The organism is Halobellus rarus (assembly GCF_024494595.1).
In the GTDB taxonomy this organism is placed as follows: Archaea; Halobacteriota; Halobacteria; order Halobacteriales; family Haloferacaceae; genus Haloquadratum; species Haloquadratum rarum.
The window spans coordinates 152,245-167,479 of the sequence record NZ_JANHDI010000004.1 but is presented as its reverse complement, the minus strand read 5'-3'; the positions used below and the strand labels follow the sequence as shown (position 1 = coordinate 167,479).

At 68.3% G+C, this 15,235-nt stretch carries 14 protein-coding genes and 1 tRNA gene; 8 read left to right on the top strand and 7 right to left on the bottom strand.

The genetic code is table 11. The features are described from left to right. Window positions 1-87 precede the first annotated feature (87 nt). Both NO876_RS05950 and NO876_RS05945 read left to right on the top strand, forming a co-directional pair. Entirely contained in the window at window positions 88-1,830 is a 1,743-nt protein-coding gene (locus tag NO876_RS05950; protein ID WP_256420769.1) for a MutS-related protein, read from the top strand. Window positions 1,831-2,114: 284 nt separating this feature from the next. Continuing rightward, the gene (locus NO876_RS05945; RefSeq protein WP_256420768.1) at window positions 2,115-2,507 is read left to right on the top strand and encodes a hypothetical protein; all 393 of its coding nucleotides are present in this window, start codon (window positions 2,115-2,117) and stop codon (window positions 2,505-2,507) included. Between the two features lie 48 nt (window positions 2,508-2,555). Here NO876_RS05945 and NO876_RS05940 read toward each other — a convergent pair whose 3' ends face one another. The 4 genes from NO876_RS05940 to cheB are packed head-to-tail and all read right to left on the bottom strand — an operon-like array spanning window position 2,556 to window position 8,243. After that, window positions 2,556-3,455: a CheF family chemotaxis protein gene (locus NO876_RS05940; RefSeq protein WP_256420767.1), complete on the bottom strand. Its 900-nt coding sequence runs from the start codon at window positions 3,453-3,455 to the stop codon at window positions 2,556-2,558. 7 nt (window positions 3,456-3,462) lie between these two features. Beyond that, entirely contained in the window at window positions 3,463-4,311 is an 849-nt protein-coding gene (locus NO876_RS05935; protein ID WP_256420766.1) for a CheR family methyltransferase, read from the bottom strand. After that, complete coding sequence (locus tag NO876_RS05930; RefSeq protein ID WP_256420765.1) at window positions 4,311-6,899, bottom strand: chemotaxis protein CheA; 2,589 nt, start codon at window positions 6,897-6,899, stop codon at window positions 4,311-4,313. Before NO876_RS05930 ends, NO876_RS05935 begins: the two co-directional genes overlap by 1 nt. A 3-nt stretch (window positions 6,900-6,902) precedes the next feature. Next, on the bottom strand, window positions 6,903-8,243 hold the full coding sequence (cheB, locus tag NO876_RS05925; RefSeq protein ID WP_256420764.1) for a chemotaxis-specific protein-glutamate methyltransferase CheB: 1,341 nt from the start codon (window positions 8,241-8,243) through the stop codon (window positions 6,903-6,905). A gap of 288 nt (window positions 8,244-8,531) precedes the next feature. On the opposite strand from cheB, the gene NO876_RS05920 reads away from it, so the two are divergent. After that, a complete protein-coding gene (locus NO876_RS05920; protein WP_256420939.1) occupies window positions 8,532-8,942 on the top strand; it encodes a chemotaxis protein CheW in 411 nt (136 codons plus the stop codon). Window positions 8,943-9,002: 60 nt separating this feature from the next. Here the strand turns inward: NO876_RS05920 and NO876_RS05915 are convergent, their stop codons facing one another. The 3 genes from NO876_RS05915 to NO876_RS05905 all read right to left on the bottom strand — a co-directional run bounded on the left by NO876_RS05915 (window position 9,003) and on the right by NO876_RS05905 (window position 12,201). After that, window positions 9,003-10,454, bottom strand: a complete 1,452-nt coding sequence (locus NO876_RS05915) for an MFS transporter (RefSeq protein WP_256420763.1) — start codon at window positions 10,452-10,454, stop codon at window positions 9,003-9,005. 99 nt (window positions 10,455-10,553) lie between these two features. Next, on the bottom strand, window positions 10,554-10,865 hold the full coding sequence (locus NO876_RS05910) for a hypothetical protein (RefSeq protein ID WP_256420762.1): 312 nt from the start codon (window positions 10,863-10,865) through the stop codon (window positions 10,554-10,556). A 109-nt stretch (window positions 10,866-10,974) separates the two neighbouring features. After that, a complete protein-coding gene (locus NO876_RS05905) occupies window positions 10,975-12,201 on the bottom strand; it encodes a hypothetical protein (RefSeq protein WP_256420761.1) in 1,227 nt (408 codons plus the stop codon). Between the two features lie 103 nt (window positions 12,202-12,304). Between NO876_RS05905 and thyA the strand changes: the two genes are divergently transcribed. The 5 genes from thyA (at window position 12,305) to NO876_RS05880 (ending at window position 15,137) form a co-directional block, all read left to right on the top strand. Then, window positions 12,305-13,303, top strand: coding sequence for a thymidylate synthase (gene thyA, locus NO876_RS05900; RefSeq protein WP_256420760.1), 999 nt, complete (start codon window positions 12,305-12,307; stop codon window positions 13,301-13,303). Further along, complete coding sequence (locus NO876_RS05895) at window positions 13,303-13,854, top strand: dihydrofolate reductase (RefSeq protein ID WP_256420759.1); 552 nt, start codon at window positions 13,303-13,305, stop codon at window positions 13,852-13,854. The genes thyA and NO876_RS05895 overlap by 1 nt, the downstream gene beginning before the upstream one ends. Before the next feature lie 83 nt (window positions 13,855-13,937). Continuing rightward, window positions 13,938-14,123 (top strand): HVO_2922 family protein, encoded by a 186-nt coding sequence (locus NO876_RS05890; protein WP_256420758.1) that lies wholly within the window; start codon window positions 13,938-13,940, stop codon window positions 14,121-14,123. A gap of 85 nt (window positions 14,124-14,208) precedes the next feature. After that, entirely contained in the window at window positions 14,209-14,961 is a 753-nt protein-coding gene (gene psmA, locus NO876_RS05885; RefSeq protein WP_256420757.1) for an archaeal proteasome endopeptidase complex subunit alpha, read from the top strand. Between the two features lie 101 nt (window positions 14,962-15,062). Continuing rightward, window positions 15,063-15,137: transfer RNA gene (locus tag NO876_RS05880), tRNA-Glu, on the top strand. Window positions 15,138-15,235: the final 98 nt, after the last annotated feature.

Sequence of the window (15,235 nt, the reverse complement as noted above, 5' to 3'; positions counted from 1 at the left end):
GCAGGACCGCGGTTCAGGCCCCCAGCGAGCGCCCGGTATCGTCGTCGGACCGCCAACCTACAAGACGATTCCGCTGGAGGTGCGGGTATGCGACTGGAGGACTACTGGGGAGTCGGCCCGAAGACGAGTGAACGGCTCCGGGAGACCCTCGGCGTCGAGCAGGCGGTCGAGGCTATCGAGAGCGCGAACATCCGCGCGCTCGCCGATGCCGGAATCTCGCGGGGGCGTGCAGTTCGGATCCTCCGACGGGCCAACGGCGCGGCGGGCATCGAGACACTCGGGACGCGCGACGCTCGCGACGTCTACGACGATCTGCTGACGCTCGCGAGCGAGCACGCCCTCACGGAGCACGCCGCCGATCGGATTCGGGTGCTGACCCCGCTCGCAGACGTCGCCGAACGGGGGGCCCGTCTCGACCGCGTCCTGGCCGCTCGCGACGCGTGGATCGACCTCGCTGAGGACGACCGCGGGGCGGTCCGGTCGGCGTTCGACGCCTACGACGACGCCGGCGGTTCCGACCGCGTCGCGGTCGAGACGGCGCTGGCGCTCCGCGAGGCCGGCCTCCGTGGCGGGACGTTCGGCGCGCTGGACGACCTCGACGACGAGGCGCTTCGGACCGCCGTCGACGCGCTCGGAACCGTCGACGAGGACGGGACCGTCGCGCCCGGCACCGATCGGGAACTCGACCGGACCCGGGAGCGTCGGGACGCCGTCGCCGAACTGGAGTCGAGCGCGCTCGACGTCCTCGAATCCGTCCGAGAGCGGGGCGTCCGGAGCTTCGAGGAGTTCCGATCCGCCTTCGTCGAGTACGTCGCAAGCGAGACGGACGTCCGACGCGGCCGCGTGCAAGCCGCGGTGGCCGAGGATGCCCACGACGAGGCGGACTTCGCCTCGACCTCGTTGCGGAAGCTCCTGTCGGAACTCGACGCGGAGGTCGAAGAACGCGAGGAGGCCGTCGCCGCCGAGTTGCGCGGAGACGTCGAGGCCGCGCGCGAGGACGTCGACGTCGCCGTCGACGCGGTCTCCGAGATCGCGTTCGACCTCTCGCTGGGTCGCTTCGCCGCCGCACACGACCTGACGAGGCCACGGCTCGTCGACGACGGGCTCGCGGTCGCGGGCGCGCGGAACCTCACGCTCTCCGGGGACGTCCAGCCGGTGACGTACGGCGTCGGCACGCACGACGTCGGCGGGGATCCGGAGCCACCGTCGGGCGACCGGGTGGCCGTCCTCACCGGCGCGAACTCCGGCGGGAAGACGACGCTCTTGGAGACGCTCGCACAGGTGGTCCTCCTGGCGTCGATGGGACTGCCCGTCCCGGCCGAACGCGCCGACGTCGGCCGGTTCGACACGATCGTGTTCCACCGACGGCACGCCAGTTTCAACGCCGGCGTCCTCGAATCGACGCTGAAATCGATCGTGCCGCCGCTGTCGACCGGCGAGCGGACGCTGATGCTCGTCGACGAGTTCGAGGCGATCACCGAACCCGGTCGGGCCGCGGACCTGCTCAACGGCCTCGTCGATCTGACCGTCGACCGCGACGCGCTCGGCGTCTACGTGACGCACCTGGCGGAGGACCTCAGCCCGCTCCCGCCGGAGGCGCGGATCGACGGCATCTTCGCCGAGGGACTGACCGAGGATCTCGAACTCCGCGTCGACTACCAGCCGCGGTTCGGAACGGTCGGGAAGTCGACGCCGGAGTTCATCGTCTCCCGACTCGTCGCGAACGCCCGGGACCGCGCGGAGCGACGCGGCTTCGAGGCGCTGGCGTTCGCCGTCGGCGAGGAGGCGGTCCAGCGGACGCTCTCGGACGCCGAGTGGTCTGGTGAGTGACGGGGAAGTGGAAGTCGGTGGAAACTCTACGATAACCCGAGCGATCGTCGAAATCGGCTAACAGTCGGCACACGCACGGGGAAACGCACCCCGTTCCCGCTGACCCCGCGTCGACGTGCCGAGCGACCGCGACCCGACGCGGGGTGGCTCCTACGTCACAGCACCCCTGGCCGCTCGTTCGTATATGAACCCTCGTCGCCGAGGCGGTGTTTCGACGGTTGCCCGTGAGTCGTCGAGTGGAAACGGGCGAACGCTTTTGCGACCCACGGGAGTATGAGCGACCGATGGGTATTCTCCCGTGGGGTAGCGACGACGACGGGGAGAGAGGCGACAGTGACGGCAGCGATACGACTCCGAGCGCACGCCATCCCGACGCCACGCTGATCTGTGAGTTCCAGGACGGGACCCTGATCGTGTATTCGGATCGCGTCCGCATCGAGCGCGTCGCTCGCTCGCGGTTCGACGATAAGGCGATCCCCGCCGACGAGATCAGCGGTATCGACCTCGCGAAGGGCGTCACGATCGGCTACCTCCAGATCGAGCAGGTCGGCGTGCCGATCGATAGCGGCGGGCTGCTCAGCGATCCGGTGAACGAGAACACCCTGCACTTCGGGCGCGGCGGTCGCGACTGCGCGAGCGAGGCGCGGACGGAGATCCTGTCGATGGCGCGGGGGTGATATCTATTCCAACTGCGGGAGGCCGTCTCCGTTCACGCCCCTCTCGCGTCACATCTCCGCGCCGTGTTCGTCGATCGCGTCGGCCGCGATCGACCGGCCTCTGGCGTTCAGTTCCACCTCGTGGCGGATCCGAACCTCGTCCAGGACGTCGTGGTCGATCAGCCGGACGAACAGCTCTTCGACCTGATCGACGTCGATTCCGAGAAACTGCGGGATGTCGAACGGCGAGACGCCGGAGTACAGCGCCATCAGTACCTGTTTGTCCTGCCGGGAGAGATCCAGCGACGTCTCGGTCTGTTCTTCGCCGATGCGCAACAGCGAGCTCAGGACACTCACCGGCCGTTCCGGGCCGGAGATGTACGTCTGGACGCTCGTCGACTCGTCGGAGTGTTCGACCTCGACGACCTTGCGCTGTTCCTCTCTGACGGTCCGCCGCCCGATCGCGATGTCGCCGATGTCGTCGAGCGGGATCTCGACGAACGTGCCCGTGACCGTCGCGATGTTCACCGCCTGCGCCTCCGCGTCGGCGTCGCCTTCGACCTTGATTCGGCCACCGACCCACTCGGTGTTCTGGACGACGCCGCCCTCGACGGCGGGGTGACGGACGAGAAACTGCGTCGAGGAGAGGATCGCGTCGTAGAGATCCATCTTGAACTCCTCGAACTCCGCCGGCGCGATGAGGACGACGTCCTCGCCGCCGTCGAACTGGAGCGCGAGGTAGTCGGCGACGGTCGCGACGCGCTGGTTGACGTCGAACCGGCCGCCGATGTGATCGATTTCCGAGAGCAGGAACGTCCGCTTGCCGCCCGTGCCCGCCAGGACGATCCGACGGTTCGAGAGCAGGATACGGCCGTTCGTCCACGCGGCGTCGTTGCGCTCGCGGCCGTTGCGGAGCGCCTGCAGGAACCGCCCGCGCGAGTCCGCGATCTTCGTTTCGCCTGGTTTCACGGGCCCCTCACCTCCGAGATCGCGACGTCTCCTTCTTCGCGGTGTCGCGGTAGATTCTGAGTCGCTTCTCCACCGGCTCGAACCGGTCCCGACAGGAGGCGGGGACCGTTTCGGTCATCCCGATCGTCAGATATCCGCCGGGCTCGACGGCCGAACCGAGCGTCTCGAAGATTGCCTCTTTGGCTCCCTTGTTGATGTAGATGAACAGGTTCCGACAGATCACGAGGTCGAACGTCCGCGGCGGGTCTTCTTGGACGAGGTCGTGTCGCCGGAACGAGACGAGGTTCCGTACCTCGTCGGTGACGCTGTAGGTGTCGCCCTCCCGTTCGACGTACCGCTCGCTGTCCGCCAGCGGTTCGAGTTGCTCTTCGAGGTCGTTCGTCTCCGAGGCGTGGTACTCCCCGCGACGCGCGGCGCGGAGGATCTCTGGCTTGATGTCGGTCCCGAGGATCTCGACCCGGTCGTCGTCGATCCGGTCGTCGTCGAGCGCGAGCATCGCCGCCGAGTACGCCTCTCGACCGTCCGAACAGGCGGCGCTCCAGATCCGGGTCCGCCCCTGCTCGCTCAGTTCCGCGATGATCTCTCTGAGTCCCTCCCAGACCTCGGGGTTCCGGAAGAAGCTCGTGACGTTGACGCTGAGCGCGTTCAACAGCGCCTCCTGTTCCTCTTCGTCGTCTTCGAGCAGCGCCTGGTAGGCGTCGTACTCGTCGACGTCCCGCCGCCGCATCCGCGCGGAGATCCGCCGGTCGAGGTACGAGCGGTTGTACGAACTCGTCGCGAACGACAGGGACGATTCGACGAACTCCAGCAGTTCGTCGAACCCGTCCGTCCCGTCGGTGTCGGTTCCGAGGGCCATCAGTCGGCGGCCCCCTCGGCCTCGGCACCGTCGTCCTCCGGCGGCGCCCACTGCCGACGCGCCTGTTTGCCCTCGTCGGGGATCGGAAGCGAATTGACGTCTAAGATGGGGACGACGTTGCCGTCGCCGACGACGGCGGTCCCGGAGAGGCCCTCTGTTCCCCGGAGCGGTCCCTGTAGTGGGGTCACTACGACCTCCTCCTGTCGCGCGACGCCGTCGCAGCGGAGCGCGACCTGTCGGTCCGCGGGTCGGACCCGGACGATCATCCCGGAGTCGGCGCGTCGGGAGCCGAGTTCCAGCGCTTCGCGGAGTCGGATCAGCGGGAAGATCTTCTCCTCGTGGACGACCACCTCGGCGCCGTCGACCCGCTGGATCCGCGTCTGCTGGGAGATCTCGTCGATGTACTTGATCGGGACGCCGAACTCACGGTCGCCGATCTGGACGAACAGCACCTTGATGATCGCGACCGAGACGGGCAGCCGGATCGAGATCTCGGTCCCCGCTCCCAGGGTACTGTCGACGTTCACCGACCCGTCGAGGGACTCGACGGTCGTCTTGACGACGTCCATCCCGACCCCGCGCCCGCTGACGTCCGTAATCTCCTCGTTGGTGGAGAACCCGGGATGGAAGATGTACTCGTAGATCTCCTCGTCCGGCAGTTCCGCCAGTTCCTCGCGGGGACGGATGCCCTTCTCCGAGGCCTTCTCTCTGATCACGTCGGCGTCGATGCCGGCCCCGTCGTCCTCGACGGTGATGACGACCGTGTCGTGTTCGCGCTCGGCGCGCAACTCGACCGATCCGGTCTTGGACTTGCCGGCCGCTTCCCGCTCTTCCGGAGTCTCTATCCCGTGGTCGACGGCGTTCCGGAGCACGTGCATCAGCGGGTCGGAGATCTCGTCGAGGATCGTCCGGTCGAGTTCGATGTCCTGGCCCTCGACGGAGAAGCTGACCCGCTTTTCCTCCTCCCGGGCGAGGTCCCGCACCAGCCGCGGGAACTTGTCGAACACCTTCTTCAGCGGGATCAGCCGCATGTCCATCACGGTGTCCTGGAGGTTCGAGGAGATCTTGTCCAGCTCGTCGAGCGTGTCTCGCCCGGCGGTCTCGTCCTCGCCGACCGCCTGCCGGAGCTTGATCCGGCTCGTGACCAGCTGCTCGACGAGGCTGTGGAGTTCGTCCAGTTGGTCGACGTCGACTCGGACGGACTTCACCTCCTGGATCGACGGCGTCTCTTCGCCGTCTGCGTCGTCCGTCCCGCTGTCACCGCCGGATCCATCTCCGCCGTCGCCCGCTCCGGAATCCGATCGGTCGGTGCGGTCGTCACTGGCGTTGCCGGGTTCGCCGCGACCGTCGTCGCCACCCTCGTCGGATTCACCGCTGCCGCCGTCGACGTCCGGATCCGCCTCCGCGCCGTCCTCACCGGATCCGCGCTCGGTGGCGGCGGTCTCGGAACCGCCCCCGGCGGCGGCTTCGGATCCGCTTTCCCCGGCGTCGTCGCCGTCGCCCTCTGCACCGCTCTCGTCTATGTCTCCGGTCGACGAACCGCCGGAGGTGTACGCGTCGACGACCGCGTCGACCGCGGCGGCGGCGGAGTCGGTGTCGACGTCGCCCGTCACCGCTTCGGAGTCTGCGACGCCCGAATCCTCGCTCGGAGATGGGCTCCCAGCCGAGGCTGCCGCCTCGGTCTCGGGAGAGTCCGACGACGCCGCCTCACCGATATCGGCGGGCGATTCCGTCGATGACGACCCTCCCGACGCCGGTTCGCCCTCGCTCGTCGCGCTTCCGGTCGCGGGCTCGCCGCCGACGAGAGAGGATACGTCTGTCAGCGTCACCGATTCGACCTTCCAGAGGTCTTCGAGGAGCGGTTCGAGTTCCAGTTCGGGCACGTCCGCGACGAAGACGACGAAGTCCTCGTCGAACTCGCCCTCCTCGATTTCTTCCAGATCCGGCCGCGCCCCGACCACTGCGAGATCGTCCGGGAGCCCTCCCACGAAGAGTCCGGCGTCGACGCCCTTCATGTCGCCCGCGTCGAGTTCGATTCTCGCGTGGTAGAGGTGATCGGCCTCCGCGACCTCGGGGTCGTCGAGGTCGAGGACGTCGGCCGCGAGGTCGCACGCTTCGTCGGCGGCGGACTCCGACTCCGCTTCGGCCGCCGTCTCGCTCCCCGCGTCGGCCGCTCGGTCCCCGTCGTCGGAGTCGGCCCTCGAATCGCTGTCCGGCGCGGCGGCCGCGCGGATGTCGTCGACGAGGCCGCTCGGGTCTCGCTGTGATTCGCCGTCGGACTCGATCTCGTGGAGGATGTCGAGGATCTCGTCCATCCCGTCGAAGACGAGGTCCATCCGCTCGTGGGTGACTTCGATCTCGCCGTTTCGGACCGCGTCGAGCAGGTCTTCGACGGCGTGGGCGACCTTCGCGGCGTTGTCGAACCCCATCGCGCCGAAGTTCCCCTTCAGGGTGTGCGCCTGCCGGAAGATGTCGTCGATCGCCTCGGTGTCGTCGGGATTCGACTCCAGATCCAGAAGCGAGTTGTTCAACTGCGTGATGCTCTCTTCGGATTCGGTGATGAATTCCTGGTAGAGTTCGTCGTCCATCTCTTACTCCTCCGCGAAGTACTGCAGTGCGTTCTCGGCGATCTCTTCGGCGGGTGCGACGACGTCGACGCAGCCCGTTTCGATCGCTCGACGCGGCATCCCGAAGATCGCCGACGTCGCTTCGTCCTGGGCGATGGTGTGGCCGCCGCCGCGGTCGATGCGCTCCATCCCGTCGACGCCGTCGCGACCCATCCCGGTGAGGAGGATCCCGCACAGCGAACCGGAGACGGTCTCGACGGCCGACGCCATCGTCAGATCGATCGCCGGTCGGACGCCGTGGATCGGCTCGGTGTCGGTCAGTTCGAGCTTCAACCGACCGCTCCGGTCGCCCGTGGCGAGGAGGTGGGTGCCGCCGGGGGCGACCCGGGCCGCTCCGGCCTCGATCCGTTCGCCCGATTCGGCCTCGCGGACGGTGTACGCCGACCGGTCGTCGAGTCGGGTGGCGAACCGAGAGGTGAAGCCCTCGGGCATGTGCTGGACGACCAGGACCCGGAGGTTCGCCGCTCGGGGAAGCCCGGCGAGGACGCGTTCGACGACGTTCGGCCCGCCGGTCGACGCGCCCACGACGAGCGTGCCGACGTCCGGGTAGGTCCGCCCCGAGTCGGCCTCCGGCGTCGACGCCGCCCCCGCCTCGGGCATCGATCGATCGGCGGTCGCGGACGGTTCGGTCGACGACGGCCCCGTACCACCTGCGGTGTCCGTCGGCGAACCTCCGGCCTCCGTTCCTGCAGTCTTCCCCGACGCTCGCGCGCCGCCTGTGCCGCCGCACCGTTCCCGTGTCACCCCGCCGCGGGTCGATGCTGATTCGCCGCGGGCGTCGGCCTCGCGGTCTGTCTCCGTGGTGCTCGCCCGTCGCCCAGCTCCGGAGGACCCCGTCTCTCGGTCACCGATCGACGCACGGGCGTTGGCCGAGAGGTCGACGCGGGCGGCGGATTCGACCTTCTCGACGAGTTCCTTCTTGACGCGCGGCATCGACGACGTGACCTCCCCGCCCGGCTTGGTCACGAAGTCGACCGCGCCCCGATCAAGCGCCTCGAACGTCACGTCGGCGTCCTCCTCGGCGTGCGCCGAGAGCATCAGCACGGGGGTCGGGTGGTCGGCCATAATCGCGTCGACCGCTTCGAGTCCGTTCATCGTCGGCATCTCGATGTCCATCGTCACGACGTCGGGGTCGTGTTCGCGCACCGTCTCGAGCGCGGCGGACCCGTCTTTCGCCTCGCCGACGACTTCGATACCGCCCTCCTCGAGCAGGCTCCGAATGAGCGTCCGCATGAACCGCGAGTCGTCGACGATGACCGCCCGCGTCCGATCGTCGCCGCCCCCCGGCTCAGAGGCCGCACTCATCGCCCGCTGCTCCCGTCTTCGTCGCCGCCGTCCCGCCGACCGACGGCGTGTTCGTGCCCGCTCATCTCTATCGGATTTTCCGGACTGGGGGACTTAAGCGCTCGCCGGCGAGAATCAGCCGTGATAATAGCGTGCGTACATTTATTGTCGGTCTCCGCCCCAGCAGGACGTAGCAACCGGTGACCCCTCGGGGTCGCCGGCGACGCCACTATGTCACAAGAACAACCCGTGGCGGCGGGCGCGTCCGACCCCGCCGCGACAGACGACGGCGACGTCACCGCCCGCCAGATGCAGGTGCTCGAATTCGAGCTGGGGGGCGAAACGTACTGCGTGGACATCGATTACGTCTCCGAGATCGTCGACCGCGGATCGCTCACGTCCGTTCCGAACGCCCCCGAGTTCGTCGAGGGGGTTATGGACCTCCGCGGTCGGACCACCTCGATCGTCAACCCGAAGACGCTGCTGAACGTCGAGGAGACGGGTGAGGCCAGCCGTATCGTGATCTTCGACGCGAAGCAGTTCGAGGACGAGGCCGCGATCGGCTGGCTCGTCGACGAGGTCGACCAGGTCCTCCGCGTCTCGATGAACGACGTCGAGGACCCGCCGATGGAGCGAAGCGACTTCATCGAGGGAATCGTCCGTCGGGACGACGAACTCGTCGTCTGGATCTCGCCGACGAAAACGGAGAGCGCGGCGTAGTCTCCGCCGCCTCTCGGTCCGCCGCCGGCCTACGCCTTGTCGGCTCCGAACCGCGGATTTTCAGGCCGGAGCCGTCGCGCGTTTCGCGCCGGCGGCCACGAGGAATCCGCCCACGACCAACCCGCCGGCGACGACGAACGCGGGGAGATAGCCGATCCAGTCGGCGATTGCGCCGCCGAAGACGCTGCCCACACCACCGCCGAGACTCCCGACCGCGGTGTACACCCCGAGCGCCTCCGCTCGCACCGAATCGGAGGCCAACCCCGAGACGAGTCCGGTCGCGGTCACCGCGATGACCGCCCAAGAGCCCCCGATAGCCAGAAAGAGCATCCCGACGGCGATCAGTCCCGCGGGGGGCGCGACGGCGGCCCCGACGACGGCGACGACCGGGAACGACCCCGCCCGAAAGAGCAACGCGCCGGCCTGCAGACGGAAGGGCTCGTACCTGGCGGCTGCCGCCCCGGCACTGGCGTACGCCGCGGCCGACGCCGCGGCGCTCAGGATGAACAGCGCGAACACCTCGTCGGTCGCGTACCCGGAGTCGACGAGGTACGCCGGGAGCGGTCCGAAGAACGCGGAGAACCCGGCGAAGAAGAAGGTCGCCCCGAGGAGATATCTGAGCAGGCCGCCGGAGAACCGGCTCCGCAACCGCGAAAGGACGGCGCGCGCCGTCGGTCCGCTGCCGTTCGCCCGCCCGAAGCCGAGGTCACGGAGGCCCCAGAGGATCCGTCCGAGGCCGAACGGGACGGCCCACGTGGCGCGCGTGGTTGTCCCGCCGGTCGGTCGGAGCCGACGGGAGAGCCGCCTGAACCGCCGATCGGAGATCGTCGTTGGCTCGGGGTACCGGAGCAGCACGACCGCGACGCCACCGAGCGTGACGACAGCCCCGAGCACGAAGAACAGGCGCTTCGCCGCGAGCGGAGAGAGAGCGAACCGCGTGCCGGCGACGCTCGACCACACGCCGCCGGCGACGAGTCCGGCCAGCCAGCCGTATCCCTGATAGTGGTTCAGGAGTCCGAACCGCTGTGTCCACTTCGAGGGCTCGTACCCCTCGACGACGATGACGTTCAGGACCGGCGCGGCGGCCGCGACGACGAACCACAGCGCCGCGTTCGCGAGCAGTACCGTCCACGGCGAGGCGAGAAACGGGAGCGAGAGAAAGACGGCCGCCGCGAGTCCGAGCGCGACCAGGATGAACGGGCGTCGGCGTCGCGTTCGCGTCACCAGCCGCCCCCAGAGGATCGCACCGGGAACCCCGGCGAACGCGGCGGTCGCGGCGATCAGACTAACGATCAGCGCGCCCGCCCCGAGGTCGATTGCGTACAGCGGCACCAGGAGCGACGCCGCGCCGACCGCCCCGTAGCCGAGCGCCCACCCGTAGAGCCACCCGTCGGATCCTCCCGATCGGTCTCGGCCGGCGTTCGCTTCGCCGTCGCGGGTAACCGTCTCTTCCGGTGACGCCGTCGCCCCGTCTCGATCCGGTCCGTCGGTTCCGCTCCCCTGCGTGATCACGTCCGCCGCGACGGCGGGGCGACGTATAGGTGTTGGTGGTTACTCTGCGGCGACCGTTCGACGGCTTCCGCATCGATCGTCCGCTTCCCTTCGCGTCTTTCACTGCACACTACCGCCGGCAATCCCATCGGCGTCGGGCCCGAACAGGAGCTCGAAGGCCGGGTGTTTGTACAGGACCTCTCTACACTCCCGACAGCGAGTGAAGAGCGGCCGATCGGCGTCCCAGAGTTCCGAGCGCAACACAGCGGTGCCTTCCTGCACCCCGTAACGTCCGCCGGCGGTCGAGAGGTGTTCGAACTCGCGGCCGCCACAGGCCGGACAGGCGTCGTTCAGACCGTCCCACTCGTCCCGGTCGACGCCGGTGATCACGAACGACTGATCGTCGACGACCACGCGGAGGCTCCGTTCCATCGGCGGTGCTGGTCCCGTCCTCGCGTATATACCGCCGGGTTCGCTATCTCTGGTGTGCCGCCGGATTCCCTATCTCTGGGTACCTCCGGGTTCCCTATCTCCGGGTCTGTTACCGCGGTCCGGCCGGGTGTTCGAGCGCCCACGCGTCCGCCAGCGCGGCGGCCTTGTCGTCGGTCCCGCGCTCGGTCACGAGCCCGACGTGGTAGAGCTGCGCCTTGTACTGGAAGTGGATCCCCGATTTGTACACTCTCGGGTCGTCGAGCGCGTCCGACCGGAGCGTCCCGTCGCGGCGGAGCACGGCGTCGCGGCCGCCCTCGGTGAAGAACACCTCGACGGCCAGCGGGCGGTTGATCTCGCAGGCCGCCGCCGCGACCTCGGGCAGAGTCGCCGGCCGGACGCCGTCGGCGTGGAGCCGCTCCAGCGCCTCGACGACGAGCCGCGTCGGCTCGTACCCCATCGTCACGCTCCGAGCGAGCTGCGCCCAGCGGGGCGCGAGCGCCGTGAACCGCGTGGACCGTCCCGTCCACGAGTCGAAGCGGGCGAGCGCCGATTCGACGCTCCCGCACTCGGCGCGCGCGAAGCGGACGACCTCGCGACCGAGGTGCGTGAGCCGTTCGACGCCGCGGCCATCCACGAGCCCGAGGAGGATCGCGCCCCGACGGCCGTCCCCCGCGAGCCTGATGACGTGCTCCTCGTACGTCGCTTCGGTGTCGGCGTCGGCCGCGACCGCGAGGGGGTAGCCGAGGTAGTTCTTCGGGTGGTTCACCGGAAAGCTCCCGTCGGTCAGCCGGTGAGTGCGCGCCCGGAACCGGATCGCCTCGACGCCCGTGGAGAACTCGCCGGCGCCGGTCACGCGCGGGGGTTCGAGGACCGTCGCGGTCTCCGCGCCCTCGACGCCGACGACGCCGACGTTCAGTTGGCGCGCGAGCGATCTCGTCGTGTCGGTGACGCTCGTAGCCGGCGCGGCGACGTAGCCGAGGTTCACCTCCGAGAGCCGCGCGTGGGCCTGTTCGATGCCGCGCGCGACCTCGACGGTTCCGCTCTCCCGGCGTCCCTTCGCTTCGACGGCGACGACGGGCGCGCTCGCGACCGACGCGTCCAGCACCTCGCCGGCGGGCGGGCCGACGCCGAGCAGATCGGGCTCGCCCGATTCGAGTCGAATCGAGTTGAAGGGGCGGAGTCGCTCGCGGACCGCCTCGGGCACGGACCACCCGCCCCACGAGTCGGCGGTGAACTGCGTCTCCGTGACGGCGTACTGGTCGTCCCGTTCCGCGAGGTCGGGATAGAGCGTCTCCTTCGCGGCGGCGAGCACCGCGGGCTCTGCGAGCGTTGCCATCGGAGAGCCGTTCGCGGCCGGGGTACTTAAGCGTCGGACTGCGCTCCCCGTCGGACCCGAACAATCAAGATTACCCGCGCATCAGCATAGGCCAACCGTCACTATGCGCCAATATCTCGACCTCGTCACCGACGTCCTCGAAACCGGGGGACACAAGCCGAACCGAACCGGCGTGGACACCATCTCGGCGTTCAGCCGCCACTACGAGGTCGACCTCTCTGAGGGCTTTCCCCTGCTCACGACGAAGGACCTCTCGGGCGCGCGGTGGAACTCGCTGATCCACGAGTTCGTCTGGTATCTCTCGGGCGAGGAGCACATCCGGAACCTCCGCGAGGAGACCGGCATCTGGGACGCCTGGGCCGACGAGGAGGGCTACCTCGACACCGCCTACGGGCGCTTCTGGCGGCGGTACCCCGTTCCCGAGGAGGGGCTTTCCGGCGAGTCCTGGCCCGACGACGGTCATCGCTGGGTGAACGACGAGGGGACGTTCGACCAGATCCGGTACGTCCTCGATCAACTACGCGAGAACCCCAACTCCAGACGTATCGTCGTCAACGCGTGGCACCCGGCGAACGCCGCCGTCTCGACGCTGCCGCCGTGTCACTACACGTTCGTCCTCAACGTCCAGGGCGACGAGCTGAACGTCCATCTGACGCAGCGCTCCGGCGACGTCGCGCTCGGGATTCCGTTCAACATCGCGGCGTACTCGCTGCTCGCGACGGCGATCGCCCAGCGGACCGGATTCGAGCCGGGCAGCTTCGCCCACACCGTCGTCGACTCACACATCTACTGCGGAGCGGGCGAGCGCGGCGCGTGGTACGCCGACAACCTCGAGGCGTTGCAGTCGCGGGTCGCGGCCGTCGAGGACCGGAGCGGGTACCGCGACGTCCGCGAGTGGCTCGAAGAAGCGGCTCCGCCGGAGGCCGACGGCGAGGAGCGGTACGATCACGTTCCCGGACTGCTCGAACAGTGCGCCCGCGAGCCGCGTGAGCGGCCCACGATCGACGTCGCCGACGTCCCGCTGAACGAGCTGTCCTTCGACGACGTCGAACTTTCGGGGTACGATCCCGCGCCGGGGATCCGGTTCGGAGTGGCGGAGTGATGACGGCAGAGACGGACGTCCGCGCCGGCGACGCGGATATCGATGCCGACCTCGACATCGTGCTGATCGCCGCGGTCGCGGAGAACGGCGTGATCGGCCGCGACGGCGGGATGCCGTGGCACTTCAGCGAGGACCTGCAGTACTTCAAGCGGACGACGACCGGTCACCCGGTCATCGTCGGGCGCAAGACCTACGAGACGGTCGTCGACACCCTCGGAGAGCCGTTCCCGGAGCGGACGAGCGTCGTGCTCTCCTCGCAGTCGCTCGACCTTCCCGAGGGGGCTGTGCTCGCGAACTCCGTCGAGGAGGCGGTCGAACGGGCCGCCGCAGACGCCGAGGAGCGCGGCGTCGAGACGGCGTACGTCGCGGGCGGCGGCCGCGTCTACGAGCAGTTCCTCCCGCACGCGACCCGGCTCGTGCTCACCGAGATTCACGACGTCTACGAGGGAGATACGCGCTTTCCGGCGTGGGACGACGACGAGTGGGTCGAGACGTCGCGTGAGTCCCACAAAGAGTTCGATTTCGCGACGTACGAGCGCGTAGACGAGTGAGCCGAATCGATCTCGGTGCCTTCGACCGACCCTGGTGACGCCGGGGGTACGCTTTTGCCTCGCGCCATCACATCCTCTGTCGTATGAGCGCGACGTTCGAGGTGTACGAGGATCGATCCGAGAAGTATCGCTGGCGACTCGTCCACGCAAACGGCAACATCATCGCCGACAGCGGCGAGGGGTACGCGACGAAACAGAAGGCGAAGCAGGGCGTCGAGAGCGTCAAGGATAATGCGCCCGGAGCCGACGTGGTCGAAACCGACTCCTGATACTGTCGGACGGCACGGGCTACGGTTCCGGTAAAAACGTGTGCCGGTGGTGGCTTTATCCGTCCACGGGTCGGAGTGGGGGTAGATGAACCGAAACGACCAGCAGGCGTACGACCGGGGGACCTCGCTCTTCTCCCCGGACGGGCGTATCTACCAGGTCGAGTACGCCCGCGAGGCCGTCAAGCGCGGGGCTCCGAGTCTCGGAATCCGAACCGCCGAGGGCGTCGTACTCGCCGCACAGCGACGGACCAGTTCACCGCTGATGGAGGGCGACAGCATCGAGAAGTTACACAAGCTCGACGATTTCCTCGGAGCGGCGTCGGCCGGTCACGTCGCCGACGCCCGCCGACTGATCGACGGGGCGCGGACAGCCGCCCAGCGGAACCGCCTACGTTACGGCGAACCGCTCGGCGTCGAAACGCTCACCAAGACGCTCTCCGACGAGATCCAGGAAACGACGCAGTACGGGGGAACCCGACCGTTCGGGGCCGCACTGCTGATCGCCGGGATGGACGACACGGGGTCGGAACCGCGTCTCTATCAGACCGATCCCTCGGGGGCCCCGCAGGAGTGGCGGGCGGTCGCGATCGGCTCGGGTCGTGACGACATCCAAGAGTTCCTCGAATCCAACTGGGCCGAGGATCTCTCGATCGACGACGGCGTCGAAATCGCCGTTCGATCACTTCTGGAGTCCAACGACGACCTCGACGCCGAGAGTGTGACCGTCGCCACGGTCACGGCGGACGGCTATCGGGTTGTTTCCGAAGAGGAGATCACGGACGTGATCGACGAATACGGTTCGAGCGACGATACGGACGACACCGAAGACACCGAATAGCGGACCAGCGCTCGCCCCTACGGGATTCGGGACACCACCGCACGGCGGGGGAAAAACGGAACCGTTTTACACATCCCGGCGATAGCAGGGAGTGCAAGATGGCTCCGTTGGTGTAGTCCGGCCAATCATCTTGCCCTCTCACGGCAAGGACCAGGGTTCGAATCCCTGACGGAGCATCCTCATCCTCTCGCCGTCCTGTAGTTTTCGTCCGTGAATAAAGGTGAAACAAACATATGTTCACGGGCAATGCGCTTCGATGGACCGACCGAACCCG